Source organism: Pseudomonas sp. BMW13 (genome assembly GCF_013357275.1).
GTDB classification, from domain to species: Bacteria; Pseudomonadota; Gammaproteobacteria; order Pseudomonadales; family Pseudomonadaceae; genus Aquipseudomonas; species Aquipseudomonas khazarica.
Map to the genome: position 1 here is coordinate 150486 of NZ_SUKD01000022.1, position 26194 is coordinate 176679.

General features: G+C 66.5%; 27 protein-coding genes. 10 read left to right on the forward strand and 17 right to left on the reverse strand.

Features of this window, described 5'->3' with window-relative positions:
* The first annotated feature begins 115 nt into the window (after nucleotides 1-115).
* The 4 genes from E4487_RS17405 to E4487_RS17420 all read left to right on the forward strand — a co-directional run bounded on the left by E4487_RS17405 (nucleotide 116) and on the right by E4487_RS17420 (nucleotide 2979).
* A complete protein-coding gene (locus E4487_RS17405) occupies nucleotides 116-1132 on the forward strand; it encodes a zinc-dependent alcohol dehydrogenase family protein (protein WP_175253960.1) in 1017 nt (338 codons plus the stop codon).
* Nucleotides 1129-1461, forward strand: coding sequence for an antibiotic biosynthesis monooxygenase (locus E4487_RS17410; RefSeq protein WP_175253961.1), 333 nt, complete (start codon nucleotides 1129-1131; stop codon nucleotides 1459-1461). The genes E4487_RS17405 and E4487_RS17410 overlap by 4 nt, the downstream gene beginning before the upstream one ends.
* Nucleotides 1462-1651: 190 nt before the next feature.
* Nucleotides 1652-2524, forward strand: coding sequence for a pyridoxal kinase PdxY (gene pdxY / locus E4487_RS17415; protein WP_175253962.1), 873 nt, complete (start codon nucleotides 1652-1654; stop codon nucleotides 2522-2524).
* A 149-nt stretch (nucleotides 2525-2673) separates the two neighbouring features.
* Complete coding sequence (locus E4487_RS17420) at nucleotides 2674-2979, forward strand: hypothetical protein (RefSeq protein WP_037047911.1); 306 nt, start codon at nucleotides 2674-2676, stop codon at nucleotides 2977-2979.
* A 4-nt stretch (nucleotides 2980-2983) separates the two neighbouring features.
* On the opposite strand, the gene E4487_RS17425 is transcribed toward E4487_RS17420, so the two are convergent.
* From E4487_RS17425 to E4487_RS17470, 10 genes are all read right to left on the reverse strand, one after another.
* Entirely contained in the window at nucleotides 2984-3946 is a 963-nt protein-coding gene (locus E4487_RS17425) for a spore coat protein U domain-containing protein (protein WP_037047908.1), read from the reverse strand.
* Entirely contained in the window at nucleotides 3943-6255 is a 2313-nt protein-coding gene (locus tag E4487_RS17430) for a fimbria/pilus outer membrane usher protein (RefSeq protein WP_257229450.1), read from the reverse strand. Before E4487_RS17430 ends, E4487_RS17425 begins: the two co-directional genes overlap by 4 nt.
* A gap of 13 nt (nucleotides 6256-6268) precedes the next feature.
* On the reverse strand, nucleotides 6269-7024 hold the full coding sequence (locus tag E4487_RS17435) for a molecular chaperone (protein ID WP_175253963.1): 756 nt from the start codon (nucleotides 7022-7024) through the stop codon (nucleotides 6269-6271).
* A gap of 3 nt (nucleotides 7025-7027) precedes the next feature.
* On the reverse strand, nucleotides 7028-7600 hold the full coding sequence (locus E4487_RS17440) for a spore coat U domain-containing protein (RefSeq protein WP_175253964.1): 573 nt from the start codon (nucleotides 7598-7600) through the stop codon (nucleotides 7028-7030).
* Nucleotides 7600-8100 (reverse strand): spore coat U domain-containing protein, encoded by a 501-nt coding sequence (locus tag E4487_RS17445; RefSeq protein ID WP_175253965.1) that lies wholly within the window; start codon nucleotides 8098-8100, stop codon nucleotides 7600-7602. The genes E4487_RS17440 and E4487_RS17445 overlap by 1 nt, the downstream gene beginning before the upstream one ends.
* A 51-nt stretch (nucleotides 8101-8151) precedes the next feature.
* A complete protein-coding gene (locus tag E4487_RS17450; RefSeq protein ID WP_175253966.1) occupies nucleotides 8152-8673 on the reverse strand; it encodes a spore coat U domain-containing protein in 522 nt (173 codons plus the stop codon).
* Nucleotides 8674-8912: 239 nt separating this feature from the next.
* The gene (locus tag E4487_RS17455; RefSeq protein WP_175253967.1) at nucleotides 8913-9734 is read right to left on the reverse strand and encodes an ABC transporter ATP-binding protein; all 822 of its coding nucleotides are present in this window, start codon (nucleotides 9732-9734) and stop codon (nucleotides 8913-8915) included.
* Nucleotides 9731-10795 carry an iron chelate uptake ABC transporter family permease subunit gene (locus E4487_RS17460; protein WP_175253968.1) on the reverse strand — a complete coding sequence of 355 codons (1065 nt, stop codon included), beginning with the start codon at nucleotides 10793-10795 and terminating at the stop codon, nucleotides 9731-9733. Before E4487_RS17460 ends, E4487_RS17455 begins: the two co-directional genes overlap by 4 nt.
* A 1-nt stretch (nucleotide 10796) precedes the next feature.
* Complete coding sequence (locus tag E4487_RS17465; protein ID WP_175253969.1) at nucleotides 10797-11798, reverse strand: iron ABC transporter permease; 1002 nt, start codon at nucleotides 11796-11798, stop codon at nucleotides 10797-10799.
* Nucleotides 11798-12712 (reverse strand): ABC transporter substrate-binding protein, encoded by a 915-nt coding sequence (locus E4487_RS17470; protein ID WP_175253970.1) that lies wholly within the window; start codon nucleotides 12710-12712, stop codon nucleotides 11798-11800. The genes E4487_RS17465 and E4487_RS17470 overlap by 1 nt, the downstream gene beginning before the upstream one ends.
* Nucleotides 12713-12983: 271 nt before the next feature.
* Between E4487_RS17470 and nfsB the strand changes: the two genes are divergently transcribed.
* Nucleotides 12984-13634: an oxygen-insensitive NAD(P)H nitroreductase gene (gene nfsB / locus E4487_RS17475; protein WP_150609867.1), complete on the forward strand. Its 651-nt coding sequence runs from the start codon at nucleotides 12984-12986 to the stop codon at nucleotides 13632-13634.
* 33 nt (nucleotides 13635-13667) lie between these two features.
* Here nfsB and E4487_RS17480 read toward each other — a convergent pair whose 3' ends face one another.
* Nucleotides 13668-14063, reverse strand: coding sequence for a RidA family protein (locus E4487_RS17480; RefSeq protein ID WP_037047879.1), 396 nt, complete (start codon nucleotides 14061-14063; stop codon nucleotides 13668-13670).
* A gap of 141 nt (nucleotides 14064-14204) precedes the next feature.
* Between E4487_RS17480 and E4487_RS17485 the strand changes: the two genes are divergently transcribed.
* The 4 genes from E4487_RS17485 (at nucleotide 14205) to E4487_RS17500 (ending at nucleotide 17298) form a co-directional block, all read left to right on the forward strand.
* The gene (locus tag E4487_RS17485; protein ID WP_134676715.1) at nucleotides 14205-15125 is read left to right on the forward strand and encodes a LysR family transcriptional regulator; all 921 of its coding nucleotides are present in this window, start codon (nucleotides 14205-14207) and stop codon (nucleotides 15123-15125) included.
* Between the two features lie 115 nt (nucleotides 15126-15240).
* Nucleotides 15241-15807, forward strand: coding sequence for a TetR/AcrR family transcriptional regulator (locus tag E4487_RS17490; RefSeq protein WP_175253971.1), 567 nt, complete (start codon nucleotides 15241-15243; stop codon nucleotides 15805-15807).
* 34 nt (nucleotides 15808-15841) lie between these two features.
* Nucleotides 15842-16321, forward strand: a complete 480-nt coding sequence (locus E4487_RS17495) for a nuclear transport factor 2 family protein (protein ID WP_047591574.1) — start codon at nucleotides 15842-15844, stop codon at nucleotides 16319-16321.
* Nucleotides 16322-16386: 65 nt separating this feature from the next.
* Complete coding sequence (locus tag E4487_RS17500) at nucleotides 16387-17298, forward strand: LysR family transcriptional regulator (RefSeq protein ID WP_175253972.1); 912 nt, start codon at nucleotides 16387-16389, stop codon at nucleotides 17296-17298.
* A 7-nt stretch (nucleotides 17299-17305) separates the two neighbouring features.
* On the opposite strand, the gene E4487_RS17505 is transcribed toward E4487_RS17500, so the two are convergent.
* Nucleotides 17306-17584, reverse strand: a complete 279-nt coding sequence (locus E4487_RS17505) for a peptidylprolyl isomerase (protein WP_017362973.1) — start codon at nucleotides 17582-17584, stop codon at nucleotides 17306-17308.
* Nucleotides 17585-17732: 148 nt separating this feature from the next.
* Here E4487_RS17505 and E4487_RS17510 point away from each other — a divergent pair, with 148 nt between their 5' ends.
* Entirely contained in the window at nucleotides 17733-18953 is a 1221-nt protein-coding gene (locus tag E4487_RS17510) for a PilT/PilU family type 4a pilus ATPase (protein WP_175253973.1), read from the forward strand.
* Here the strand turns inward: E4487_RS17510 and E4487_RS17515 are convergent.
* The 5 genes from E4487_RS17515 to E4487_RS17535 form a co-directional block, all read right to left on the reverse strand.
* Nucleotides 18950-19708, reverse strand: a complete 759-nt coding sequence (locus E4487_RS17515) for an ABC transporter substrate-binding protein (protein WP_175253974.1) — start codon at nucleotides 19706-19708, stop codon at nucleotides 18950-18952. The genes E4487_RS17510 and E4487_RS17515 overlap by 4 nt on opposite strands.
* Nucleotides 19709-19976: 268 nt before the next feature.
* The gene (locus E4487_RS17520) at nucleotides 19977-21932 is read right to left on the reverse strand and encodes an acetoacetate--CoA ligase (RefSeq protein WP_175253975.1); all 1956 of its coding nucleotides are present in this window, start codon (nucleotides 21930-21932) and stop codon (nucleotides 19977-19979) included.
* A 71-nt stretch (nucleotides 21933-22003) separates the two neighbouring features.
* Nucleotides 22004-22903, reverse strand: coding sequence for a hydroxymethylglutaryl-CoA lyase (locus tag E4487_RS17525; RefSeq protein WP_175253976.1), 900 nt, complete (start codon nucleotides 22901-22903; stop codon nucleotides 22004-22006).
* Nucleotides 22904-23426: 523 nt separating this feature from the next.
* Entirely contained in the window at nucleotides 23427-25367 is a 1941-nt protein-coding gene (locus E4487_RS17530) for an acetyl/propionyl/methylcrotonyl-CoA carboxylase subunit alpha (RefSeq protein ID WP_175253977.1), read from the reverse strand.
* Complete coding sequence (locus E4487_RS17535) at nucleotides 25364-26164, reverse strand: gamma-carboxygeranoyl-CoA hydratase (RefSeq protein WP_175253978.1); 801 nt, start codon at nucleotides 26162-26164, stop codon at nucleotides 25364-25366. The genes E4487_RS17530 and E4487_RS17535 overlap by 4 nt, the downstream gene beginning before the upstream one ends.
* Between the last annotated feature and the right edge of the window lie 30 nt (nucleotides 26165-26194).

Here is a 26194-nt window from a genome sequence, read left to right on the forward strand (position 1 = left end):
CCTTTTTCGCGAAGTGAGGATTGAAGATGGCCTGAGAGCAGGAAATTCCGTGATCTTTTTGCGTTTATATATCGAAAAATCTCGATATCCCTTTTTATCGAAGCGAGGAAATACCATGAAAGCGTTGGTTCTCAACTCATTTGGCGGCCCGCAAGCCTTCGAGCTGCGCGACGTGCCCAAGCCAGTGGCGCAGGCAGGGCAGGTACTGGTGCGGGTGCATGCAACGTCCATCAATCCGCTGGACTTCCAGGTCCGGCGCGGTGATTACGCCGATCTGGTGCCATTGCCGGGCATTACCGGGCATGACGTCTCCGGTGTCGTCGAAGCGGTCGGGCCGGGCGTGACGAGCTTCGCGCCGGGCGACGAGGTCTGGTACACGCCACAGATCTTCGACGGTCCGGGAAGCTATGCCGAGTACCACGTCGCCGCCGAAGGCATTGTCGGCAAGAAACCGGCGGCGCTGAGTCACCTGGAGGCCGCCAGCCTCACCCTGGTCGGTGGCACGGCCTGGGAAGCACTGGTGGTGCGTGCTGCGCTGAGGGTGGGCGAGCGCATCCTCGTGCATGGCGGTGCCGGTGGCGTCGGCCATGTGGCGATCCAGCTGGCAAAGGCCATGGGCGCCAGGGTGTTCACCACCGTGCGCGAGGCGAACGTCGAGTTCGCCAGAGGGATGGGGGCCGACGTGGTCATCGACTACGAGAAAGAGGACTACGTTGACGCCATCCTGCGGGAAACCAATGGCCAGGGCGTCGATGTGATCCTCGACACCATCGGCGGCGACACGCTGTCGCGCAGCCCCGATGCGCTCGCGCAACTGGGGCGCGTGGTCTCGATCGTGGACATTGCCCAGCCGCAGAACGTCATCCAGGCCTGGGGCAAGAACGCCAGCTATCACTTCGTCTTCACCCGGCAGAACCGCGGCAAGCTCGATGAGCTCCGTGCCCTGGTGGAGCGTGGCCAATTGCGGCCGCATGTTGGCGCCGTCTATTCGCTTGCGGACGTTCCACGTGCCCATGCGCTGCTGCAGAGCCCCAACAATGGCCTGCGCGGCAAGATCGCGATTGCCATCGAGCCCTCACTGCTTTCGTCAGCGCACTCGACCGTTCAAGCCACCCCGGAGGCAACCCCATGATTCACGAGATTGCGCTGCTGCCCATTCACCGCGAGCGTATCGAGCCGTTCAAGCGCGCCTTCGCCGACGTCGAGTACCTGCTCCGGCGTGCCGAGGGTTACGCCGGCCACTTGCTGGCGCAAGGTATCGAGACGCCGGAGGTGTTCAACCTCATCGTGCGCTGGCGTTCACTCGAGGATCACGCGCCGGGCTTCGAGGCGAGTGAGGATCACCGCCTCTTCATGGCGGGGCTGGAGGCGTACTTTGCACAGGAGCCGCAGGTCTACCACGTCGAGGCGGTCAGGCCCGGTGAGTCTCCGGCGCCAGGGGCATTCACGTTCGCTGAGTGAGTCGTCGTGGTCGCGCCTCGATCCGGCAGTCGGTTGCTTCCTGCTTCACGGCTGCCGGAACGCTGGCCATGGCCATGGCCAGGCGCAGCGAACCGCAGAAGAGCGCGAGGGCGTCAGTGATGGTGCGGGCGCGTGACTTGGCGAATAATCGCGGCCACTCCATCGTCGTCGAGCCATTGTCGGAATGTCCATGAGCACCACCTTGCCGCCCCTCGTTCTGTCGATCCAGTCGCATGTGGCCTGGGGCCATGTCGGCAACGCCGCTGCGGTCTTTCCCTTGCAGCGACTGGGCTTCGAAGTGCTGCCGATCCATACCGTGCAGTTCTCCAACCACACCGGTTATGGCCAGTTTCGCGGCCAGGTATTCGGTGCCGAACATATCCGCGACGTGCTGCTGGGGTTGCGTGAACGTGGCGTGCTGCCGCGTCTGGCGGCCGTGCTTTCCGGTTATCTGGGGGATGCCGATACGGGGCGGGTGATTCTCGAAGCGGTGGGTGAGATTCGCCAGCACAACCCGGCGCTGCGCTACCTGTGCGACCCGGTGATGGGCGATGTCGGGCGTGGTGTGTTCGTCAATCCGGCGATTCCCGACTTTCTGCGGGATCAGGCCATTCCCTGCGCCACTATCATCACCCCCAACCAGTTCGAGTTCGAGCTGCTGACCGGCAGCCAGCCGGCCAGCCTGCAGGAAGCCGTCAAGGTCGCCAGGCAGTTGCGCGGACGCGGGCCGGATGTGGTGATCGTCACCAGTCTGGCGACCGCGGACATCCCTGAGGACGAGCTGGGCACCCTGGCGGTGAACGGCGAGGGCGCCTGGCTGGTGACGACACCGCGACTGGCGCTGCACCCCTTGCCCAACGGCATGGGCGATGTGTTCTCCGCCACCTTGCTGGGTCGCCTGCTGGCGGGGCAGGCCCTGCCGCAGGCGCTGGAGCTGGCGACCGCGACGCTCTACGCGCTGGTCGAGCGAACGGTGCAGGGCGCGCGCGACCTGCCGTTGGTCGCGGCGCAGGAGCAGATCGTCGAGCCGGCCCGTGCTTTCCTGGCCAGGCGCTTGTCCTGAACGGGCGTTCGTCGGAATCGGCGTGATCTCAAAGTGATATCGCGGTAATCTGGCCCTGTTTTCGGTCGCGCCTCGAAGCCGTGACCGTTTCTACGGATGGATTTTGACCTTCAACTCCAGCAGGCCACCATCACAGTAGAAGCGTTGTCATGCCGTACCGCCGACTTGTTGCCTCCCTCCTGGCCGTGGCTCTGTGCCTCGTCGCCAATCAGTCTCTCGCTGAGCAGATCAGCGGGCAGCTGCACATCAGTCTGACCATTCTCAAGCGCTGCGAAGTATCCGCCGAGCGTGACCAGCAGGCCGTTCGCGTGCTCGGCAACGGTTGCGCGCAGGCCGCGTACCAGCTGCAGGACGGACGCGGGCGGGCGCTGCCGCTGAAGCCCGATGCAGGGGCGGCGTCGGTCTCCACGCAGTCCGTCGCGGATGCCGGCTCGACGCTGGTGGTCTACTGGTAACGCCTCAGTAGTTGATGATCAGCAGCACGTTGTCGGTGTACACGCCGACCGGCGCGTTGGCCTGTGACGGGTCGAGAATCGCCTGGTAGGTGAACGTCTGCGAATCGCCCGTGCCACTGGCGCTCAGTGGCGAGCCGCTGTTCCAGATCAGGCTGCTGCCGTTGTGATAGAGGTTGTAGCGCAGGTAGTCGCTGCCGTTTCTCAGCCGTCGCCAGGGGGCCAGGTAGTTCTGCCCGTCATCGAAGGTCAGCGTGTAGCCCTCGGTGTTGGTGCAGGTCACCGCGAAGGTACGTTGCTGGGCGGAAAACTGGCTGATCAGCGCATTGGCGCCGAAGTCCACGGCAGGCAGCGTATCGATGCGACAGGCCTTGGTCACGACCAGGGTGATGGTCAGCGTCGCCAGGGAGCCGCTGCCCCAGTTGGTGGGGGCGCCGCAGATGGGCAGGCAGCTCTGGGTCAGTCCGGGGCTGCGGCTCCAGGAGCAGAGGTTGAGCGCGCCGACGGTGCAGATGGCCCAGTCCCAGCGCAGGGTGATCGTGGCGGTGTAGGTGCCAGCCGGCACATTGGGCCCGGGGTTGGTGCGAAAGTACAGGCCGATGGCACTGGAGCTGCCGCCCAGTGCGACCAGGTTGATGGCGTCGAGCTGCTGGGGCTGGCCGGCTACCAGCGTCTGGCTGTAGCCGGAGTCGCGGTAGATCGAGAAGGGTATCTGGTTGCCCTGGCCGTCCTGCAGGGCCAGGGTCCCGGCATTCTGCAGCGTGACCCTGACATAGGCGGCGGCCAGTACCTGGAGCACGCCGGGGCAGGAGAGACCCGCACCGGCCGCGGCCTGCTGCTGGGTGGTGCGCAGGCTCAGTGAGTTGCTGCTGCCGAGGCTCACCGACGCCGCATAGATGCCACAGGCATGGGCCGGGGCGACGAGCAGGAGGCTGCAGAGCGTCAGCGCGAGGGCCAGCCAGCGGGTCATGGCCGGGCACCGTCGTACTGGCAGGGGAGCGGGCCGACCAGGGTAATTTCCACGGCGTCGTCATCCAGGGTGAAGCGGCTGCTGCAGGTCCTGCCATCGGCCAGGCGTACGTCGAGGCGGTTGTCCTTGGCCAGACCTTCGAAGTACAGCAGCCCGTCCCAGCCGATGTAGGTGCGTTGGCCGCTGGGCTGATGCGTCACCTGGCTGCCTCGCGGCAGCGGGCGGCCCTGGCCGTCGACCAGCTGGATGCTGGCGGAGAGGGTCATCACCATGGCGAAGTTGAGCAGGGCGCCGCTGCCCTGGTGAACCGCGATGCGCTTCTGGGTTTCGCTCAGGTGCAGGTTGCTGGGCATGTCCAGCAGGTCGACTTCGTACTGTCCGGGGTAGTAGGACGGCACCCAGGGCACCAGCAGATAACCCGCTCTGTCGGTGCGGCCGAGCAACTGGTGCTCGTAGTGCACCGGCACGCCTGACTGGCCTTCGGTGCTGACCAGGACGAAGGCGTCGTCGATGCGGTTGCTGGCGAACAGCTGTCCCTGCATCGCCACCAGGGAGCCGCTGACGCCGCCCCACTGCGTGGTCTGGCCGTCGTTGCTGTAGACCCCCGCCTGCACCTGCGCATGGCGCGAGCGCCAGGTCAGGTCGGCCTGGCGGAAGTCGCTGTCACCCTCGGCCACGCCCAGGTTCCAGCCCAGGCCACCGTCGCTGGGCGCGTTGCGACTGTAGTTGGCGCGCACGCTCTGCTTGCCGTTGCTGTCCCGCTCCACACCCGTGGTCAGGCTGGAGTAGAGGTCGAAGGGCACGACCAGCTGGGCCTGGATGGCGTGCGTCGCATCGTCCAGCTGGCGGTTGAAGGAGAGGTAGAGGCTGCTGTTGCCCCACAGGCTGCGCGACCACGACAGGTTGATCAGGCGGGTCCGCTGGCCACTGTGTTCTTCGCTGGCGAAGTAGCCGATACCGAACGAGCCGAACCCTTCCGGGCTGAAGCTGAAGATCAGCTGATCCTGCAGTTTGCTCAGCGGGCCGCCCGCGAGGTCGCTGTCCAGCGCCTGGGCGACGCTGAGGTCGGCATAGTCGGCGGTGCGCTGAATGCGCTGGGCGGTGACGCCGAAGCGGCGCCCGTAGTAGCTGTAGCCGAGGCTGTACTGCTGGCCGTTGCCGATGCCAGCGCTATGGCTGATGGAGCTGGTCAGGGTACCGAGCAGGCCGAGCCCGACGGTGGCGCCGATGCCGGCCTGCCTGAGCCCGGCGCCATTCTCGCCGTGCGCCTCCAGGGTGAGGCTGTCGCTCAGACCGTAGCGCAGGCTGCCGCTGCCGACGAGACGGCCGTAGGCGAAATCCTCCACGCCATAGTTGCGGCGCAGCTTGCCCAGCGACAGGGAGAAGTCGGAGAGGCCCTCGCGCAGCAGGCTGTCGGTCACGTAGAAGGGGACGGTCGTCGATACCTGGCGGCCCAGCACGTCGGTGGTGACCAGGGTCGCGGTGCCGGCACCGCTGATATAGGGCACGGTGTTGAGGGTGAAGGGGCCAGGGCGCAGGTCCTGCTGGCTGACGCGGGCGTCGTCGATGAACAGGTCCACCGTGCTGGGCACCGTGGCATCGCCGTCGAAGCGGGGCAGGGGGTAGGTGATCAGGTCCGGACGCAGGGCAAACTCGCGCGACAGCTGCACGCCGCCGAGGCGGACCGCGCTGTTCCAGGTCAGCGCGCCGGTGATCAGGTCGCCGCCGCTCAGGCTGAGCATGCGTTGCTGGTCGTTGAAGCGCCAGGTGGTGTCGTAGCGGGTGTAGCCGTCGCGGTAGCCTGGGCCGGAGAAGCTGTGGCGATACACGCCGGTGTTGGAAATCATGCCGAAGCCATCGAAGACGCGTTGCTCCAGCCAGGTATTGGCATAGTGGCCGGCGTTCTCGGTGTGGCTGTAGTAGAGGTCGTAGTTGAACAGCGCGCCGAAGGCGCTTTGCGCCGGCATCGGTTCGCTCAGGCTGCTGGGGCCGAAGCGCTGGTGTGGCAGCCATTCGCTGGGCAGGGTCAGCAGCAGGCGCTGGCTTTCCTGCTGATAGTCGCTGCGTAGCGCGTCGATCCGGTCCAGGGCGACCCAGGGCGGTGGCTCGGGGGGCAGGCGAACGCCGGCGGCGAGCAGATCCTCGCGCTGGACGAACAGCCGGCCCTGATGTTCTCTCACTTCCGTTACCTTGCCGCTGGGCAGTTGATTGACGATCAGTTCCAGATACAGCACCTGAGCCTGGGCCAGTTGCTCGGCGTCATCGGCATGGGCCGTGCGTATGCAGAGCACGGCTGCCAGTAACAGCAACAGGGGCAGTGAGCTACTCAGTGGCCAGTACCTGCGCTTGGCGACTCTCGTTGATGCGTGCCTGTATGCGCCCGCTGCGAACCCCGCTCGGCATCGGCCAGCGCATCCTGGCGCCGGGCAGGACGTAACCGAGCAGTCCTTCGGCGACGGGCTGGGGGCCGTTGGCGCGCAGCAGTTCCACCTGCGACAGCCTGGCCGGTGCGGGGCCGACGTTGTGCAGGTGGAGGAAGGTTCCGGCGCGTTCCTCGACGAAGCGGTAGCGCAGGTCCGGCGCCAGTGGCTGACCCTGGTCGGGTGCTTCGCGCAAGCCGTCATCCAGATAGGCTCCGGGGCCGACCACGACCAGCGGCACGGAGTAGCGCATCTGGAACTGCACGCCCAGCTGCGACGGATTCGCCCTCGGCGGCAGCACCTCGTCGACCAGTACCCGGTAGGTGCGCAGGGTGCCGGGCGGCGGCGGTTGCAGGTTGACCAGCCTGACCAGCTGGCGCTTGCCCGGTTGCACGGTGGCCATCGGCGGGCTGCCGACCACCTGCTTCTGTTGGCTCAGGCGGTCTGCGAAGGCTTCCTGCTCCCAGGTCATCACCCTGACCTGCAGGTTCACCGGCTCCAGGCCACGGTTCTCCAGCCACAGTGCGGCTGACTTCTGGCGATCCGCCTCGATCATCGGGTTGATGGGCCAGATGAGTATGGAGGTGGCCGCCTGCACGGCGACGCTGAGCATCGCTGTCGCCAGCAGGCAGCCGAGCAGCAGGGCGCGCGTGCACATGGCTCAGTAGCTCACGGTAACGGTGACGGTATCGGTGTAGAGGCCGGCCGAGGGCATCGGGCTGACGCTGAACAGGCGGGCGTACACCGGATAGGTCTGGCTGCCGCCGCCACTGGGGAAGTTGATGCTCATGCGCGTGCCTCCGTTGCTGTCGTCGCCCCAGATGATGTTGCGGGCGGCATCCTGATAGAGCTGGTAGCGCAGGCGCTCGCTGCCCTGGGCGAGGTAGCGGCCCAGGCCGACGCTGCTGGCGTGGAGCCCGGCATTGAGCGAGACGCTGACCGAGGTGCCGGGAGAGCACTGCAGGACGATGGAACCGTTGCCCGGCGTGCTGGCGATGTCCAGGTTGCCTGGCAGGCTGCTGACCTGGCCGAACGACAGGTTGCCGAACGAGGTGGCGTCGCTGGCGCCGCTGCCGAGCAGGCAGCCCGCCACGATTTCCGCGCGCAGCTGGAAGCTCTGGCTGACGATCTGATCGTTGACCCCGGTATCGCCGAGGACCGGCACCACGGGTGCAGCCAGCAGGGTCAGGCAGGCGAGGCCGGCTGTCGTGGGCGCAAGGGCTCGGCACGGCATCACCAGCTCACCGTGACGGTCAGGGTGTCGCTGTAGTTGCCCGGCAGCGGCGTGCCCTGGGCCGGTACCCGGGCATAGACCGGTAGCCACTGGTCCTGGCCGTTGCCCATGGCGCTGACGCCGGTCGTATCGTCCCAGACCGTGGCGTGGTCGGCGCTGGTGTAGAGGTTGTAGCTCACCACGTCGGCGCCAGGCCCCGCCATCTGGCGGTTGCTGGTGGTGCCGCTGTGGCCGGCGTTGATCAGCACGCGATAGGGAATGTTCTGCTGGCAGTTGATGCGCAGGGCGCCTGCTCCGGGCTGGCCCACGCGCTCGATGAGGTTGTCGAGCCTGAGGTGGGTGCCGAAATCCAGGGTGCCGAAGCTGACCCCGGAACCGCTGTCGCCGCCTGCCTGGCAGGCCGGCAGTACCTCCACGCTGAGGCCGACCGTGGCGGTCTTGTCGACCGCAGGCAGAACGCCCGGGGTCAGCAGGAGTAGCAGGGCGATCAGGCGGTGCATGGCGATTCTTCCTTGGTGGGCGTGACGTCCTCTTGCACGGGCCGTGAGGGATTACCAGGCGATGGTCACCTGCACGGTGTCGGTGTAGGTGCCGGCGACGGGCGTGGTCTGCGCCGGTACACGACCGTAGACGACCACTTCTTCGTCATTGCCGGTACCGGTGCCGGAAAGCACGTTGCCGGTGGCGCCGCCATCGCCCCAGGACTGCGTTCGACCGGCATCCTGGTAGAGGTTGTAGTCGATGAGGACGCCGCCGCTGTTCATGCGTCGCTGTCCGCCGCTGGCGTTCTGCCCGGCGTTCAGCGCGATGGTGTAGGGCGTGTTCTGCGTGCACTGCAGGCCGAACGAGCTGCCGCCGGAGTTGCCGAGGGAGCGTCCGTCGATCAGGTTGTTGAGGTCGTTGTAGTCACCGAATGACAGCGAGCCGAAGGTGTTGCCGCTGCCACTGGTACTGCCGTTGGTGACCGTACAGCCACTGCCGATGGTGATCTGGATGTTCAGTTGACCTTGCAACTCGCCGGCCGAGAACGCCGGTGCGGAGAAGAAGAAGAGGGTCAGTACGGCGCTTCTCATGACGCACTTCATCGCTCGAGTCCCTTCCAAACGGAGTTGCTTGGACCATAGTTCAAGCTCGTCGGAGGCTCAAAGACGGCCCGTCCCGTCCGGTTGGCGCAGGCAACGAATATTGCGAATAAATGACTGATTGGTCAGGAGAATTTGTCCGTGTAAGCAATAACCGGAATGACGAATCGGTGATGGCTTACAGGGTTTTCAGAATGCAGCGTCCGGGCCGGATTGCCCGGCCTGGCGTGTTACAACCGGCTCACCCCGGCAATCACCGGGGTACCGCTCAGCGGGTCGCTCAGCAGTGTGCAACGCACGCCGTACAGGCGTTCCACCAGCTGCGGCGTGACGATGTCGTTCGGGCTGCCGCTGGCAACGATCCGCCCCTGGTGCATGGCGATCAGGTGATCGGCGTAGCGGCAGGCGCTGGACAGGTCATGCACCACCATGACGATGGTCTTGCCGGCCGCGGCCAACTCGCGGATCAGCTCGAACACCTCGATCTGATGGCCCAGGTCGAGCGCCGAGGTGGGCTCGTCGAGCAGCAGCAGCGGCGTGGTCTGCGCGATGGCCATGGCCAGCCAGGCACGCTGGCGCTGGCCCCCGGACATGGACTCCAGGGGGCGATCGGCCAGTTCGACCAGGTCCGCCGCAACCAGCGCGGCGTCGACGATCGCCTGATCCTCCTCGCTCCACTGGCGCAGCAGGCTCTGGTGCGGCTGACGGCCGAAGCGGATCAGCTCGCTGACGGTCAACCCATCCGGCGCGCTGGCATCCTGGGGCAACAGGGCCAGCCGCCGTGCGACCTCGCGCGAGGGCAGGCTGCCGATGGCCTTGCCGTCGAGCAGCACGCTGCCGGCGCTGGGCTTGTGCAGGCGGGCCAGGCCGGCAAGCAGGGTGGACTTGCCGCAGCCGTTGGGGCCGACGATGGCGCTGACCTGGCCGCTGGGGATCGTCAGGTTGAGCGTGTCGATGATCAGGCTCTGGGCATAGCCCATGCTCAGTTCACGGGCTTCCAGGCTCACGTCCGTCGGTCTGGCGTCGGCGAGCAGGGAGGAAAGGTGGGTCATGTCGAACTCCGTGAGGGCTGGCGCAGCAGAATCCACAGCAGGTAGGGGCCGCCGACCACGGCGGCGATGATGCCCACCGGAATCTCGATGGGGGCCAGCAGGGTGCGGCCGACCCAGTCGGCGAGGATCATCATCAGTGCGCCGCACAGCGCGGCATTGAGCACCGGCACGCCATGCCGGCGGCCCAGGTGACGTGCCATCTCCGGCGCCGCCAGGGCGATCAGGCCGACCGGGCCGACGACGGCAACGGCCAGGGCCGTGAGCCAGACGCAGAGGACCAGGGTGAGCAGGCGCATCAGCTGCAGGCGCACGCCGAGGCCGATGGCGACGCTGTCGGAAAAGCGCATCAGGCTCAGCGCGTTGATCAGCAGCTTGGCCAGGGGCAGGCCGAGCGCCAGGCCGATGCCGAGCAGCAGCACCGAGTCGGCCGGGCGCGCATTGAGGCTGCCGACGGTCCAGGGGTAGGCCGCGTTGGCCGCGTCCATGTCGCTGCGCGCCAGCATGAGATTGGTCAGTGCGCCGAACAGCGCGCCGATGGCGATACCGACGACGATGAAGCGGTAGCCACGCGCGCCGCCGCCTGCGGCCAGGGCGAAGGTCAGCACGGCGGCGGTGGCGGCCCCGCTCAGGGCCAGCGCCGAGGGGGCAAGGCTGGTCGGCACCGCCACGATCGAGGCGACCGCGAAGGCGGTGGCGCCGTTGTCGATGCCGATCACTCCCGGGGTGGCGAGGCGGTTGCGCGCCAGGGTCTGCAGCAGGCAGCCGGCGGCCCCGAGGGCGGCGCCACTGAGCAGGCCGGCGACGAGGCGCGGCAGGCGCAGCTCCTGGATCAGGAACACCTGCAACGGCTCACCCTGGCCAAAGGCGGCCTGCAGTGCCTTCCAGGGCGTGAGGGCGTCATCGCCACTGGCCAGGAGCCAGGTGCTGACGGCGACCAGCAGGGCCCCCAGAATCAGGCCGACCGTCAGGCTGCGTCGATGCAGCAGCAGGCTGCATTCGCCCAGGCGTAGCAGGGAGTGGCCACCGGGGGCGAGGCGGGGGCGTGCGGATGGATGCTTCATGTCACAAGGTCGGCAGGCGATGGTTGCGCACCACGGCGATCAGGATCGGTGCACCGACGAAGGCGCTCACCACCCCCACCGGCAGTTCGTAAGGCTGCACCAGCAGGCGCGAGATGACGTCGGCCAGGAGCAGGACGCAAGGCCCCAGCAACATGCTCAGCGCCAGCGTGCGACGGATGTCGGAGCCGACCAGGCGCCGCGCGGTGTAGGGCACGATCAGGCCGATGAAAGCGATGGGGCCGGCTGCAGCCGTTGCCGTGCCCACCAGGATCGCCACGGCCAGCAGCGTGCCCAGGCGGGTCAGTTGCGGGTGGTGGCCAAGGCCGCTGGCGACGCGCTCACCGAGGGCCAGTGCCGCCAGTGGACGGACGACGATCAGTGCCAGCAACACGCCGGCGAGCAGCCCGGGCATGCTCCACTCGAGCGTGTCGAGGGGGCGTCCGGCGAGGGCGCCGATGACCCAGAAACGCATCTCGTCGGCGGTGCGCTGGTCCCACAGCAGCAACAGGCTGCTGAGCGCGCCGAGCATGCCGGAGAAGGCGGCGCCGGCCAGCACCAGGCGCACCGGGTCATCGCCCACACCGCGCAGACGGGTGACCAGCAGCACCAGCAGGCAACCCAGCAACGCGCCGAGCATGGCGACGCCCAGGTGCAGGCTGGCGGCGGAGGCGCCGAGGTTGATGGCCAGCACCACGGCGAAGGAGGCGCCGGCACTGACGCCCAGCAGGCCCGGCTCGGCCAGTGGATTGCGGGTCACGGCCTGGAGCAGCACCCCGGCCGCGCCGAGGGCGACGCCCACCAGCAGAGCCAGCTCCGTGCGCACCCAGCGCAGCTCGAAGACGATGAAGCGGGCGTCGTCATCCTGGCCGCCCAGCAGCGCATGGAAACTGGGCAGGATGCCGATGTCGCCGGCCCCGAGCAGCAGGCTGGCGCCACATAAAAGCAAAAGGCACAGGGCGGCGAAGCCCAGTGCCTTGGCAACGGTCAGGCGTGAGGCGGGCATCAGTCGAGCAGTGCCTTCTCCACGTCATCGAGCACCTGCTGGGCCGCCAGGTAGCCGGAGCTGCTGCTCCAGATCTGCCCATCCACGGTCATCACCTGATCGTCGGCGACGGCTTTCAGGCGCGTGAAGGCCGGCTGCTTGCGGGCATCGTCCAGGGCCTTGCGGCCGTCGGGGTTGAGCGTGGCGAGGAAGATCCAGTCGGCATTGATGCGCGACAGGTTTTCCAGGCTGAGCACGTCGCTGTGTGGCTTCTTCTCCTGGGCGGCCGCCAGCGCGTTGGGGCGCAGGCCGAGGTCAGCGAGCAGCTGACCGACGAACAGGTGGGTGGACATGATCACCGGCCCCTGCGGGTTCCAGCGCACCACGCTGATCGCCTGGCCCTGCGGCAGGCGCTGGCGCAGGGCAGCGCTGCGCGCGTCGATTTCGGCGATGCGTTGCTGGCCTTGCTGCGCCTTGTCGAGCGCCTGGGCGTAGGTTGCGTAGGTGATGCGCCAGTCCTCGAAGCTGTTGCCCTTGGGCACCACGGTCGGGGCCATCAGGCTCAGCTTGGCGTACAGCTCGGGCGACAGTTCGCTCGAGGCCAGGACCAGGTCGGGCTGCAGGCGCAGGATCGCCTCCAGGTTGGGTTCGCGCACGCTGCCCACCAGGGTGATCGCGCCGGCCTTGGCCTTCAGATAGTCCGGCACGTCGTTGCCACCCCGGCTGGCCAGCGTGCCGACGGGTTGCACGCCCAGCGACAAGGCGGCATCCAGCGCGCTATCGCCCAGTGCGACCACGCGCTGCGGCGTGCCGCTGAGTGTCAGCGGGCCATTGGCGCTGTCCAGCGTGCGTTCGCTGGCTTGCAGGGGAAGGTTGAACAGCAGCGTGGCGGCGAACGCCAGCGCAGTGCGTTGCACGAAAGAGGGGATGGACATGCAGGACTCCAGGCCGAAAGGGGTGCGATGACGCCGCCCCATACAGGATCGAAAGCAAGCTATCTTTTACCCTCAAGCGTAATGAAAATCCATTGCGTTTACGAAGTTTTTACAAGGACATCGCTCAAGCTCCGCCTGTGACAGGTGTCTGCAGGGCGGTCATTTTCATTTCTGCTTTGAAACTCCTAGCGCGTTCATCGGCTTCTTTCATGCATTCGAATGCTGCAGACTAGCGCGCATTTCCTTCCCTCCATCGATCAGGAGAGTGTTCATGAGCCCCGTTTCCTTCGCCCGCCAGCGCTACACCACCAAGGCTTACGATGCCAGTCGCCAGGTCGATCAGGCGATCATCGACGAGCTGCTCGAACTGCTGCGCCTGGCCCCGTCGTCGGTCAATTCGCAGCCGTGGCACTTCGTCGTGGCCAGCACCGCCGAGGGCAAGGCGCGCCTGGCCAAGGGCGCCCAGGATGGCTTCGCCTACAACCAGCCGAAGATCCTCAACGCCTCGCACGTGATCCTGATCTGCGCGCGTCGCGACATCGACGACGCCTACCTGGCCGACGTGCTGCAACAGGAAGCCGACGATGGCCGCTTCCGTGACGATGCGGCGCGCACCGGCCAGCACAACACGCGCAGCAGCTACGTCGAACTGCATCGCGGCCTTGGCGACATGCCGCACTGGACGGAGAAACAGGCCTACCTGGCACTGGGCACCCTGCTGCTGGGCGCGGCTGCCAAGGGCGTGGATGCCACGCCGATGGAGGGCATCGACCGGGTGGCGCTGGACGAGGAGCTGGGCCTGGCTGCCCAGGGGCTGAGCAGCGTCGTCGCCGTGGCACTGGGGTACCACAGCGACGGCGACTTCAATGCGGCGCTGCCGAAGTCGCGCCTGCCGGCCGAGCGCGTCTTCACCCACCTCTGAGCACACGGCCCCTGCACAGGGGCCGCGTCGCCATCATTCCGGCAGCTTGGCGATCACCTTGATCTCGAAGTCGAAGCCGGCCAGCCAGGTCACGCCGATGGCCGTCGCGGTCGAGTAGGGGGCTTCGCCCCAGTACTCGGCCGCGACTTCCCAGATGGTCTCGAAGCGCGAATGCGGGTCGACCATGAAGATGGTGGTGTCCACCACATCGTCGAAGCTGCTGCCCGCCGCGGCAAGAATCGCATTGAGGTTGCTGAAGGCCAGGCGCACCTGCTCTTCGAGAACCGGTTCCGGCGAGCCGTCCTTGCGACTGCCGACCTGGCCGGAGACGAACAGGAAACCATTGGAGCGCACCGCCGGCGAGTAGCGGTGAAGTTCATAGAGCGCATGGCGATCGGCCGGGAAGACCACGTCACGTTTGGGGTTCATTGCACACCTCCATCTGGGCTGCGCTGCAGCCGTTGTTAACGATGGAGCCACTGTAAGAAGACGCCTGGCCTGGATAAACGCGCAACTCTGGTCATGACTGTTTGTAGAATCCAAACAATCAACAGTCGAGAGAGACACGAAATGGACCGTTTCGATGCGATGCAGGCGTTCGCGCGCGTGGTCGAGACCGGCAGCTTCACCAAGGCTGCCAGCACCCTGCACATGAGCAAGACCAGCGTGACCCAGCTCGTCCAGCAACTCGAGGCGCGCCTGCGCGTGCGTCTGCTCAACCGCACCACGCGCAAGGTCAATGTCACCGCCGACGGCGCGGCCTATTACGAACGCGTGGTGCGCCTGCTGGCCGATGTCGACGACGCCGAGACCAGCCTGTCCAGCGCGGCGATGGCGCCCCGTGGACGCCTGCGGGTCGACGTGCCCAGCCCCTTTGCGCGGATGCTGCTGATTCCGGCCCTGCCGGCGTTCTACGCACGCTATCCGGAGATTCAGCTGACCCTGGGGGTGAGCGACCGCATCGTCGACATCATCGGCGAGAACGTCGATTGCGTGGTGCGTGGCGGCGAGATCACCGACCAGTCGCTGATCGCCCGCCACGTGGGCGACCTGCAGCTGGGCATCTACGCCACGCCAGGCTATCTGCAGCGCAGCGGAACGCCGGGCCACCCGCGCGAGCTGGAAGAGGCGGGGCACAGCACCGTGGGTTTTCTCTGGTCGCGGACCGGCAGGGCTTTGCCCTACGCCATGCAGCGGGGCGACGAGCGCATCGAGGCGCAAGGTCGGCCGCTGCTGACCGTCGATGATGGCAATGCCTATCTCGCGGCCGGCCTGGCGGGCCTGGGCATGCTCTGGCTGCCGCATTACATGGCCGCGCCGCACCTGGCCAGCGGCGAGCTGGTGCGCCTGTTCGAGGACTGGCAGATGGCGCCGATGCCGATGTACCTGGCATTTGCGCCGAACCGCCACGTCAGCGCCAAGCTGCGGGTGTTCATCGACTGGGTGGTGGCGCTGATGGCCGAGCATACCCCGCTGTCGGCGCATCGCTGAGCCAAGAGGGCCGCCGTCCCCGAGGCTGACGAGCAGGCGGCAAAGAATTGTCTTGACCGCAGAGAATGATCGTTCTACTTTGCTGAGAACGATCATTCTCTGCGTTGCCTGAACCATGCTCGAAGATGCTTCCATCCAGCAGCGCCTGCTGCAGACCACCGAAAGCCTGATCTACGCCGGGGGTATCAACGCCACCGGCATGGATGCCATCGTCAAGGCCTCGGGGGTGGCGCGCAAAAGCATCTATCGCCTGTATCCGACCAAGGAGGCCCTGGTGGCGGCGGCGCTGCGTGCCCGTGACGAGCGCTGGATGCGCTGGTTCATCGATGGCACGTCCAGCGGCGAGCCGCTTGCGCGGCTGCTGGCGATCTTCCCGCTGCTGCGCAGCTGGTTCGAGTCAGCGGACTTTCGCGGCTGCGCGTTCATCAATGCGGCTGGCGAGACCGGCGATCCGAGCAGCGAGATTCGCGCCGTGGCGCGGCTGCACAAGCAGCGCCTGCTCGGCTACCTGAACGAAATCACCGCCGACTGTGGCCTGGCCGACGCTGCCGGCGTGGCCAGGCAACTGCTGCTGCTGATCGACGGCGCTACCGCCGTTGCCATGGTCACCGGCCAGTCCGATGCCGCCGACTGTGCCGGCCAGACCGCGTCGATGCTGTTGCACACCCCGAATGCCCAGTGATGGGCGCCATTCCCTGAAAGCAAGAGGTGCCGTTATGTCGTCCAATGATGAAATCCGTCCGCCGCTACCGCCGTTCACCCGCGAGAGTGCCATCGAGAAGGTCCGTCTCGCCGAGGATGGCTGGAACAGCCGGGATGCGGCCAAGGTCGCCAAGGCCTACAGCCTGGATACGCGCTGGCGCAACCGCGCCGAGTTCGTCGACGGGCGCGGTCAGGCGCAGGCCTTCCTCGAACGCAAATGGGCCAAGGAGCTGGAGTACCGCCTGATCAAGGAACTCTGGGCGTTCACCGACAACCGCATCGCCGTGCGCTATGCCTACGAGTGGCGTGACGACTCGGGCAACTGGTTTCGCTCCTACGGCAACGAGAACTGGGAGTTCGGCGCTGACGGCCTGATGGTCAATCGCTACGCCTGCATCAATGACCTGCCGATCACCGAGGCCGAGCGCAAGTTCCGCTGGCCACAGGGGCGCCGTCCGGATGATCATCCGGGTCTGTCCGAACTGGGGCTCTGAACGGCTCGCAGGCACGGGACTTGCTGCTTGAATGCGTCGATGACCCCGAACTCCAAGGATGCCGAATGAATCGCAACGATCTGCGCCGTGTCGACCTGAACCTGCTGGTGATCTTCGAGACCCTGATGTTCGAGAAGAACCTGACGCGGGCTGCGGAGAAGCTGTTCCTCGGCCAGCCGGCAGTCAGTGCGGCACTGGCGCGCCTGCGCGATCTGTTCGACGACCCGCTGCTGGTGCGCAACGGCCGGGGTTTCGAGCCGACGGCGCGGGCCCTGGCGATTCTCCGGGAGCTGCAGCCGGCGATGGACACCATCTCGGGCGCGGTGAGCCGTGCTCGGGAGTTCAACCCGGCGACCAATCGCGACACCTTCCGCATCGGTCTGTCGGACGATGCCGAGTTCGGGCTGTTTCCGGCGCTGCTCAATCAGCTCCGCGAGGAGGCGCCGGAGGTAGTGATCGTGGTGCGGCGGGTCAACTTCCTGCTGATGTCGTCGATGCTGGCGTCGGGGGAGATCTCCGTCGGCGTCAGCTACACCACCGAGCTGCCGGCCAATGCCAAGCGCCGCAAGCTGCGCGAGATGCGCGTCAAGGTGCTGCGCGGCGATGATCGGCCAGGGCCGCTGACGCTGGACGAGTACTGCGCCCGGCCGCATGCGCTGGTGTCCTTCTCGGGCGACCTGTGCGGCAACATCGACAACGATCTGGCGCGCCTCGACCGTTCGCGGCGCGTGGTGCTGGCAGTGCCACAGTTCAGTGGCTTGCGCTCGATCATCGCGGGGACGGAAATGCTCGCCACGGTGCCGGATTTCGCGGCGGCAGCCCTGATCGAAGGCACCAGCCTGCGCGCGGATGACCCGCCATTCGAGCTGGTCAACTCGGACCTGTCCATGGTCTGGAGCGGGGTGACCGACAACGATCCGGCCGAGCGCTGGATCAGGAGCAAGATCGTCGAGTTCATGGGCGAGCCGGGCGCCTGAGCGGGGCTCAGTCGCGGTAGAACACCTGGATCAGGTGATAGCCGAACTGGGTCTTCACCGGGCCGTGCACCTCGCGCAGGGCCTTCTTGAAAATCACCTGGTCCACCGCGCGGACCATCTGTCCGGGACGGACTTCGCCCAGGTCGCCACCTTTCTTGCCGGACGGGCAGGTGGAGTGCTTGCGCGCCAGCACATCGAAGGCTTCGCCGGCGGCGATACGCTTCTTCAGGGCCGCCGCTTCCGCTTCGGTCTTGACCAGGATGTGGCGGGCCATTGCCTTTGCCATTGATGGGCTCCTCAATTCTGTCAGCGCGCTATTGTGCCAGTATTCGCTGCGCCAGCAGAATGACGTCAATTTTATGGGTCGTGCGTTGTCCGCACTGCAGGTAATCATGGCCTATGGTATTTCAATCGCTGCTGACGGAAGCGCCGCCATGGATCTCCCTGCAATGCTGAAAGTCCTGTCCACGCAGGACGGTTCCGACCTCTATCTCTCCACCGGCGCGCCACCCTGTGCCAAGTTCAATGGCGTGCTCAAGGCGCTCAGCCAGGAGCCGCTGAAGGCGGGGGACGTGGCCGCCATCGCGGATTCGGTCATGGATAGCGCGCAGCGCGAGGAGTTCGAGCGCGAACTGGAAATGAACCTGGCGATCTCGCTGGCCGGGGTCGGTCGTTTCCGCATCAACATCTTCAAGCAGCGCAACGAGGTGTCCATTGTCGCGCGCAACATCAAGATGGAGATTCCACGCTTCGAGGACCTCAAGCTGCCCGAGGTCCTGCTCAGCACGGTGATGGAGAAGCGCGGCCTGGTGCTGTTCGTCGGCGGTACCGGTTCGGGCAAGTCGACCTCGCTGGCGGCGCTGATCGATTACCGCAACCGCAACAGCGGTGGCCATATCATCACCATCGAAGACCCGGTGGAGTACGTGCACCGGCACAAGAAGTCGATCATCAACCAGCGCGAGGTGGGCGTGGATACACGCAGCTTCCATGCAGCGCTGAAGAACACCCTGCGCCAGGCTCCGGACGTGATCCTGATCGGCGAGATCCGCGACCGCGAGACCATGGAGCACGCACTGGCCTTCGCCGACACCGGGCACCTGGCGATTTCCACCCTGCATGCCAACAACGCCAACCAGGCGCTGGACCGCATCATCAACTTCTTCCCCGAGGAGCGTCGCCCGCAGTTGCTCAATGACCTGGGTAACAACCTCAAGGCCTTCGTTTCCCAGCGCCTGGTCAAGACCATCGACGGCAAGCGCCGCGCGGCGGTGGAGGTGATGCTGGGGACGCCGACGGTGCGTGATCTGATCAAGCGCAATGAATTCTCCGAGCTCAAGGAGATCATGGAGAAGTCGAAGAACCTCGGCATGCAGACCTTCGACCAGGCGTTGATCGACCTGGTGCACGACGGCGCCATCGACGAGGAAGAGGCGGTGAAGAATGCCGACTCGGCGAACAACGTGCGCCTGAAGCTCAAGCTCTACCGCGACAACCCGGCCAATGCCAAGCCCGCGCCCGTCGCAGCGGCTCCGGTGGCGGCACCGGCTGCAGCGCCGAAGGCCGCCGAGGCGGGCGACTGGGGGCTGGAACTGAAGCTCGAGGACATCGAGGAAGAGCAGCCGCCGGAGGATCCGGGGCGCCAGGGTATCTAGGGCGTGGGCCAGAGCATTGGGCGGTAGGCCTGGCGTAACCGCTGGCTGACGCCGTCGTGGTCGAGCTGGGCGATGGCGTCGCGCAGCTGCGTCACCAACTGGCGGTCGCAGTCGAGCGAGCAGGCCAGGTAGAGGTCGGTGCTTGCCAGGGGTGGGCTCATGCGCAGCTCGTGCCGGCGCGCCGCCGATTTGTGCCAGATGTACAGCGCCTCGTCGATGCCGGTGAACCAGGCATCGATGCGCCGCAGTTCGAGCAGGCGGGCAGGGTTCTCGCCAAGCCGGATCTGCACGATCTGCTGCTCGGCGAAGCCCTCGCGGCGCAGCGTCTCCACCTGTGCGGTGCCCAGCCCGACACCGATGCGCTGGTAGCGCTGGCGCGCCTCGGCGAAGCTGGCCACCGGCTCGTCGAGGCTGAAGAAGGCGCGCTCGAGCAGCATGATCGGGGCTATCCAGGTGTAGCGCGCCTCACGCTGCGGGGTTCGTGACAGCGGGATGATCAGCAGGTCCTTGCCCTTGCTCACGGTGGCCTGCGCCCGCAACCAGGGCTCGGCGATGATTTCGGTCAGGCGACCGCTGCGGGCGGCGGCGGCCAGCACCACGTCACCGACCATGCCGTTGCCGCCTTCATAGTCGTGAAAGGTCAGCGGTGGGGCGTCGGGCAGGTACAGCTTCACCGGCCCTGCTGCCGCTGCACAGACGGCAGCGCTCAACGTCAGGACAAACAGCAGGTGTTTGAAATGAGGCACGGTGAACATCCTGTTGTTCAGTGGAGAAACAATAGACGCAAGCGGCTATTACCCAGAGGTCCGTGAGTCTCCGTGACTGGCAGGTGGTGCGGCCGGGCAGGTGCTCGTCGGGAAAATGGCGTCATTATAATGAACAAATATGCCTGAAGGCTAATTGCCATTATTCGGTGCGCTTGCCTGTGTTGCGCGAAGGCTCTGGCACGGGGATTTGCCGGCATTTGCCCGGTTCGGCTGGCGTGTTCGCGCCGTGCTGCGCGTTGCAGACTGATGCGGGATTTCAGTTCTGCAGCTGCGCCAGATCGCGATACAGCTCCAGTGCCTGGGGGTTGGCCAGCGCATCGGTGTTCTTCACCGGAAGCCCATGAACGACATTGCGCACGGCCAGTTCGACGATCTTGCCGCTGATGGTGCGGGGAATGTCAGCGACCTGAACGATTCGCGCCGGTACGTGGCGTGGTGTGGTGTTGGCGCGGATCACCTGGCGAATCTCGTCACGCAGGGCGTCGTCCAGGGTCGCGCCATCGCGCAGGCGCACGAACAGCACGACGCGCACATCGCCATCCCACTCCTGACCGATGGCGATGGACTCCAGCACGCTCGGTACCTTTTCCACCTGGCGGTAGATTTCCGCGGTGCCGATGCGCACCCCGCCGGGGTTGAGTACGGCATCGGAGCGACCGTGGATGATCAGGCCGCCGTGCGCGGTCTCCTCGGCGTAGTCGCCGTGCGCCCAGACGCCGGGGAAGGTGGTGAAGTAGGCCGAGCGGAATCTTTCGCCATCGGCATCGTTCCAGAAGCCGAGCGGCATCGACGGAAAGTGCCGGGCGCAGACCAGCTCGCCCTTGGCGCCATGCAGCGGCCGGGCGTCCTCGTCCCATACCTGCACGTCCATGCCCAGGCCCTTGCACTGCAGTTCGCCGCGCCATACCGGCAGGGTCGGGTTGCCCAGGGCGAAGCAGGAGACGATGTCGGTGCCACCGGAAATCGAGGACAGGCAGACATCACGCTTCACGTCGCGATAGACGTAGTCGAAGCTCTCGTGCGCCAGCGGCGAGCCGGTGGACAGCAGGGTCCTGAGTGTCGTCAGGCGATGGCTTTCCCGTGGTTTGACGCCGGCCTTCTCCAGCGCGGCGATGAACTTGGCGCTGCTGCCGAACACGGAGATGCCCTCGGCGTCGATCAGGTCGATCAGGCGGGTGGGCTCGGGGTGCAGCGGCGATCCGTCGTAGAGCACCAGGGTGGCGCCCAGTGCCAGGCCGGATACCAGCCAGTTCCACATCATCCAGCCGCAGGTGGTGTAGTAGAACAGGGTGTCGTCGGCGCCCAGGTCGGTATGCAGGCCCAGCTCCTTGAGGTGCTGCAGGAGCGTGCCACCGACGCCATGGACGATGCACTTGGGCACGCCGGTGGTGCCGCTGGAGTAGAGGATGTACAGCGGCTGGGAGAAGGCGAGCGGGACGAACTGCGGCGCGCCGCCGGGCTGGTAGAAGTCCTGCCACAGGCTGACCTGCGCGGATGACCTGTAATCCTCGGGGCTGGCCTGCAGGCGCGTGTACGGCACGATCAGCAGCTGCTCCAGGCTGGGCAGTCGTTCGAGAATCTCGCCCAGCTTGGTGGTCAGGTCCAGGTCCTTGCCGGCATAACGGTAGCCGGCAGCGGCGATCAGCACCTTGGGCTCGATCTGGCCGAAGCGGTCGATCACACCCTGGGTGCCGAAGTCGGGCGAGCAGCTTGACCAGGTGGCGCCCAGGCTGGCGCTGGCCAGCATGCCTACCACCGTTTGCCAGGTATTGGGCATGAACGCCGCCACCCGGTCGCCGACACCGACGCCGGCATCGCGCAGGCTGCGTTGCAGGCCGGCGACATGCGCGGCCAGTTGCACGTAGCTGAGCTGCTCGCGGCGACCGTCTTCGCTCACGGCCACCAGCGCCGGGTGGCCGTCGCGGCGGCGCAGCAGGTGCTCGGCGAAGTTCAGGGTGGCGCCGGGAAACCACTGCGCATCCGGCATGGCCGGGCCTTCGTGCAACACGCACTCGGCGCGGGCGTGCCAGCGAACGTCGAAGACATCGGCGATGGCCTGCCAGAACGCCGCGCGCTGCGCGACGCTCCAGGCGTGCAGGGCGGGGTAGTCGGCCAGCTGCAGGGCATGGCGGTCGTTGACGAAGTGGCGCAGGGCTTCCATGCGGCTGGCCGCGACACGTTCGGCGCAGGGTCTCCACAGAGGTTGCGGCATGATGAGTCCTCGTGGTCGTCGTGCTCAGCCTTCAGCTTAGCTCGACCGCCGGGCCTCATCGTCTCCCGGCGCTAGTGACTCAGGCGCGCGCGTGCCACGCGTGAACCGTTGGCCTTGCCCAGTACCTGGCAGATGCGCTGGCCAGCGGCGATCAACCTGTCCATGTCCACGCCGGTGTCGATGCCCAGGCCCTGCAGCAGGTAGAGCACATCCTCGCTGGCGACGTTGCCAGTGGCGCCCTTGGCGTAGGGGCAGCCGCCGAGCCCGGCGACCGAGCTGTCGAACACGCTGATGCCTTCGAGCAGGCTGGCGTAGATGTTGGCCAGGGCCTGACCGTAGGTGTCATGGAAGTGCCCGGCCAGCCGCTCACGCGGAACGTCGCGGCTGACCACGTCGAGCAGCGCGCGGGTCTTGCCGGCGGTGCCGGTGCCGATGGTATCGCCCAGCGAAACCTCGTAGCAGCCCATGGCATGAAGCTCGCGTGCCACTGCGGCAACCTGCTGCGGGGCGACGTCGCCGTCGTAGGGGCAGCCCAGCACGCAGGAGACGTAGCCACGCACGCGCACCTTGGCGGCCTTGGCCGCCTCCAGCAGCGGCACGAAGCGCTGCAGGCTGTCGGCGATGGAGCAGTTGATGTTCTTCTGCGAGAAGGCTTCGCTGGCCGCGGCGAACACCGCCACTTCCTCCACCTTCGCCTCCAGCGCGGCCTCGAAGCCCTTGAGGTTGGGGGTGAGCGCCGCATAGGTGATGCCTGGCCGGCGCTGGATGCCGCTGAACACCTCGGCGGAGCCGGCCATCTGTGGCACCCATTTGGGCGAGACGAAGCTGCCGACTTCGATGTAGCGCAGGCCGGCGGCGCTCAGGTCATCGACCAGGCGCACCTTGTCGGCGACGCTGATCGGCTGTTTCTCGTTCTGCAGGCCGTCGCGCGGGCCGACTTCGACCAGGCGCACGGAGTTGGGCAGGTTCATCGGTTTTCCTCGTCGGTATCCGGTTGTAACGCATGGAGTGGACATCGTTTTGCATGTCCACCTCGATACGGGTGGGTGCCCTTGTGGTGGATCGATACAGCGTGATCCACCCTACGGTTCGCGTTCAATCCGTGCGTAGGGTGGACATCGCCTTTCATATCCACCTCGATGCGGGTGGGTGCCCTTGTGGTGGATCGATACAGCGTGATCCACCTTACGGTTCGCGTTCAATCCGTGCGTAGGGTGGACATCGCTTTTCATGTCCACCTCGATATGGGTGGGTGCCTTTATGGTGGATCGATACAGCGTGATCCACCCTACGGTTCGCGTTCAATCCGTGCGTAGGGTGGACATCGCCTTTCATGTCCACCTCGATATGGGTGGGTGCCTTTATGGTGGATCGATGCAGCGTGATCCACCCTGCGGTTCGCGTTCAATCCGTGCGTAGGGTGGACATCGCCTTTCATGTCCACCGCGATGCGGGTGGGTGCCCTTATGGTGGATCGATGCAGCGTGATCCACCCTACGAGTCGAGTTCCACCAGCACTGCGCCTTCGCTGACCATTTCCCCTTCGCAGCAATACAGTGCCTTGACCGTGCCAGCTTCGGGTGCGCGGATGCTGTGCTCCATCTTCATCGCCTCCAGCACCACCAGGGCGGTGCCTGCCTCGACCATCTGGCCGGCCTCGACCAGCACACGGACGATGCTGCCGTTCATGGGCGCGCCCAGGCCGCCGTGCTGGGCATGGCTGGCCTCGGCTGCCGCGATGGGGTCGAAGCGGGTGATGGAGTGCAACTCGCCATGCCATTGCAGGTAGAGGGTATCGCCACGGCGAATGCAGCGCAGGCGCTGGCGCGTGCCCTCGATATCCGCCTGCAGGGTGTCGTCATCGAAATGCGCCTGGTTGCCGGCGCGCACCTTGCGGTTTGTGCCCTGGCAGCTCAGGTGCAGGTCGACTTCTGCCGCCCCGGCGCTGCGCCAGCCACTGCGGGTGGCCCAGGGCGAGTGGCTGTCGTCGGTACGCTGCAGGGCCGCTTCGGTCTGCACCCAGGCGTCGGCGGCGAGCTGCCAGAAACGCTCCGGCAGCTCGCCGGGGCTGGGCAGCAGTTGCTGCTGGTGGCGGGGGATGAAGCCGGTATCCAGTTCGCAGGCGGCGAACGCCGGATGGGAGAGGATGCGGCGCAGGAATGCGAGGTTGGTCCTGACGCCGCCGACCAGGGTTTCGTCGAGCATGGCCAGCAGGCGCAGGCGTGCCTGTTCGCGATCCTCGCCCCAGGCGATCAGCTTGCCCAGCATGGGATCGTAGAAGGGCGAAACGCTGTCGCCCTCGGCCACGCCGCTGTCGAAGCGGCGACCGTCGCCGGCCGCGCCTTCGCGGTAGAGCGCCAGGGTGCCGGTGGCCGGCAGGAAGTCATGATCCGGGTCTTCGGCATACAAGCGCACCTCGATGGCGTGGCCGTTCAGCGGCACCTGTTGCTGGCTGATCGGCAGTGGCTCGCCACGGGCGACACGAATCTGCCAGGCCACCAGGTCGAGGCCGGTGATGGCCTCGGTGACCGGGTGCTCGACCTGCAGGCGCGTGTTCATTTCCATGAAGAAGAATTCGCCGCGCTCGTCGAGCAGGAACTCCACCGTACCTGCACCGACATAGCCGATGGCCTGCGCGGCCTTGACCGCTGCCTCGCCCATGGCACGCCGCAATTCGGTGCTCAGGCCGGGGGCGGGGGCTTCCTCGACCACCTTCTGATGGCGCCGCTGGATCGAGCAGTCGCGTTCGTTGAGGTACAGGCAGTTGCCATGTCGGTCGGCGAAGACCTGGATTTCCACATGGCGGGGTTTGAGCACGTACTTCTCCACCAGCATGCGCGAATCGCCGAAGGCCGACTGCGCCTCGCGCTGGGCGGATGCCAGGGTTTCGCCCAGTTGCGCCTCCGACTCGGCGACCTTCATGCCCTTGCCGCCGCCGCCGGCAGCCGCCTTGAGCAGCACCGGGTAGCCGATGCGTGCGGCGGCCTCGCGGAAGGTCTCGAGGTCCTGCTTGTCGCCATGGTAGCCGGGCACCAGCGGCACGCCGGCCGCTTCCATCAGCGACTTGGCGGCCGACTTGCTGCCCATCGCCTCGATGGCCGAGGCGGGCGGGCCGAGAAAGACCAACCCGGCCTGCTCGATGGCCTGGGCAAAACCGGCATTCTCCGAGAGGAAGCCATAGCCGGGGTGAATGGCCTGGGCACCGCTGGCCTTGGCGGCGGCGATGATCCGGTCGATCAGCAGGTAGCTGTCGGCGGGCTTGGCGCCGCCGAGATCGACCGCCATGTCGGCTTCCCGGACATGCCGTGCCTCGGCGTCGATGGCGCTGTGCACGGCCACGGTGCGGATGCCCATGGCCTTGGCCGTGCGCATCACCCGGCAGGCGATCTCGCCCCGGTTGGCGACCAGCAGGGTATCGATATGGGTGGGCTTCATGCTTGCGGCTCCTGCCAGGCGGGCGTGCGTTTTTCCAGGAAGGCTCGGAGTCCTTCCTGGCCCTCGGGGCTGATGCGGATCCGGGCGATGGCATTCTCGGTGTAGCGACGCAGGGCCGGGGTCAGCTCACCGCTGGCCACTTCGCGCAGCAGGTCCTTGCTGGCGCGCATGGCCTGCGGGCTGTTCAGCAGCAGGTTGGCGACCCAGGCATCGACCTGCGCCTCCAGTTCATCAGCGGGGTAGCACTCGGCGAGCAGGCCCAGTTCGCGGGCGCGCTGGCCGTCGAAACGCTCGGCAGTCAGGGCATAGCGCCTGGCCGCGCGCTCGCCGATGGCCTGCACCACGAACGGGCTGATCACCGCCGGGGCCAGGCCGATGCGCACTTCGGAGAGGGAGAACAGCGCATCCTCGCTGCCGATGGCCAGGTCGCAGCAACTGGCCAGGCCCACCGCGCCGCCGAACGCCGCCCCCTGCACCACGGCGAGGGTGGGAATCTTCAGTGCGGCAAGGTTGTACATCAGCTCTGCCAGCTCGCGCGCGTCATTCAGGTTGGCGTTGTAGTCGAGCCCGGCCGCTTGCTGCATCCAGGCCAGGTCGGCGCCGGCCGAGAAGTGCTTGCCGCGGCCACGCAGGAGGAGGAAGCGCAGGCTCTTGTCTTCGCCCACGGCATCGAGGGCGAGGATCAGCTCGCGAATCATCTCGGCGTTGAAGGCGTTGTTCTTTTCCGCCCGGTTCAGCCACAGGGTGGCGAAGCCGCGTGTATCGGTTTCAAGCTGTACGGTGGTGAAGTCGGTCATATCTCGTCGCTCTCAGATCTGCGGTGTAGG

What these genes read in the sequence shown, in the direction of transcription:
- E4487_RS17485 (WP_134676715.1), top strand. Translation starts at nt 14,205, where the DNA reads ATGGACCGTTTCGATGCGATGCAGGCGTTCGCGCGCGTGGTCGAGACC.
- E4487_RS17435 (WP_175253963.1), bottom strand. Translation starts at nt 7,024, where the DNA reads ATGTGCACGCGCGCCCTGCTGCTCGGCTGCCTGCTGGCGACAGCGATG.
- E4487_RS17460 (WP_175253968.1), bottom strand. Translation starts at nt 10,795, where the DNA reads ATGAAGCATCCATCCGCACGCCCCCGCCTCGCCCCCGGTGGCCACTCC.
- E4487_RS17510 (WP_175253973.1), top strand. Translation starts at nt 17,733, where the DNA reads ATGGATCTCCCTGCAATGCTGAAAGTCCTGTCCACGCAGGACGGTTCC.
- pdxY (WP_175253962.1), top strand. Translation starts at nt 1,652, where the DNA reads ATGAGCACCACCTTGCCGCCCCTCGTTCTGTCGATCCAGTCGCATGTG.
- E4487_RS17525 (WP_175253976.1), bottom strand. Translation starts at nt 22,903, where the DNA reads ATGAACCTGCCCAACTCCGTGCGCCTGGTCGAAGTCGGCCCGCGCGAC.
- E4487_RS17470 (WP_175253970.1), bottom strand. Translation starts at nt 12,712, where the DNA reads ATGTCCATCCCCTCTTTCGTGCAACGCACTGCGCTGGCGTTCGCCGCC.
- E4487_RS17440 (WP_175253964.1), bottom strand. Translation starts at nt 7,600, where the DNA reads ATGCCGTGCCGAGCCCTTGCGCCCACGACAGCCGGCCTCGCCTGCCTG.
- E4487_RS17530 (WP_175253977.1), bottom strand. Translation starts at nt 25,367, where the DNA reads ATGAAGCCCACCCATATCGATACCCTGCTGGTCGCCAACCGGGGCGAG.
- E4487_RS17410 (WP_175253961.1), top strand. Translation starts at nt 1,129, where the DNA reads ATGATTCACGAGATTGCGCTGCTGCCCATTCACCGCGAGCGTATCGAG.
- E4487_RS17520 (WP_175253975.1), bottom strand. Translation starts at nt 21,932, where the DNA reads ATGCCGCAACCTCTGTGGAGACCCTGCGCCGAACGTGTCGCGGCCAGC.
- E4487_RS17450 (WP_175253966.1), bottom strand. Translation starts at nt 8,673, where the DNA reads ATGAGAAGCGCCGTACTGACCCTCTTCTTCTTCTCCGCACCGGCGTTC.
- E4487_RS17490 (WP_175253971.1), top strand. Translation starts at nt 15,241, where the DNA reads ATGCTCGAAGATGCTTCCATCCAGCAGCGCCTGCTGCAGACCACCGAA.
- E4487_RS17420 (WP_037047911.1), top strand. Translation starts at nt 2,674, where the DNA reads ATGCCGTACCGCCGACTTGTTGCCTCCCTCCTGGCCGTGGCTCTGTGC.
- nfsB (WP_150609867.1), top strand. Translation starts at nt 12,984, where the DNA reads ATGAGCCCCGTTTCCTTCGCCCGCCAGCGCTACACCACCAAGGCTTAC.
- E4487_RS17480 (WP_037047879.1), bottom strand. Translation starts at nt 14,063, where the DNA reads ATGAACCCCAAACGTGACGTGGTCTTCCCGGCCGATCGCCATGCGCTC.
- E4487_RS17405 (WP_175253960.1), top strand. Translation starts at nt 116, where the DNA reads ATGAAAGCGTTGGTTCTCAACTCATTTGGCGGCCCGCAAGCCTTCGAG.
- E4487_RS17515 (WP_175253974.1), bottom strand. Translation starts at nt 19,708, where the DNA reads ATGTTCACCGTGCCTCATTTCAAACACCTGCTGTTTGTCCTGACGTTG.
- E4487_RS17495 (WP_047591574.1), top strand. Translation starts at nt 15,842, where the DNA reads ATGTCGTCCAATGATGAAATCCGTCCGCCGCTACCGCCGTTCACCCGC.
- E4487_RS17445 (WP_175253965.1), bottom strand. Translation starts at nt 8,100, where the DNA reads ATGCACCGCCTGATCGCCCTGCTACTCCTGCTGACCCCGGGCGTTCTG.
- E4487_RS17505 (WP_017362973.1), bottom strand. Translation starts at nt 17,584, where the DNA reads ATGGCAAAGGCAATGGCCCGCCACATCCTGGTCAAGACCGAAGCGGAA.
- E4487_RS17535 (WP_175253978.1), bottom strand. Translation starts at nt 26,164, where the DNA reads ATGACCGACTTCACCACCGTACAGCTTGAAACCGATACACGCGGCTTC.
- E4487_RS17465 (WP_175253969.1), bottom strand. Translation starts at nt 11,798, where the DNA reads ATGCCCGCCTCACGCCTGACCGTTGCCAAGGCACTGGGCTTCGCCGCC.
- E4487_RS17455 (WP_175253967.1), bottom strand. Translation starts at nt 9,734, where the DNA reads ATGACCCACCTTTCCTCCCTGCTCGCCGACGCCAGACCGACGGACGTG.
- E4487_RS17425 (WP_037047908.1), bottom strand. Translation starts at nt 3,946, where the DNA reads ATGACCCGCTGGCTGGCCCTCGCGCTGACGCTCTGCAGCCTCCTGCTC.
- E4487_RS17500 (WP_175253972.1), top strand. Translation starts at nt 16,387, where the DNA reads ATGAATCGCAACGATCTGCGCCGTGTCGACCTGAACCTGCTGGTGATC.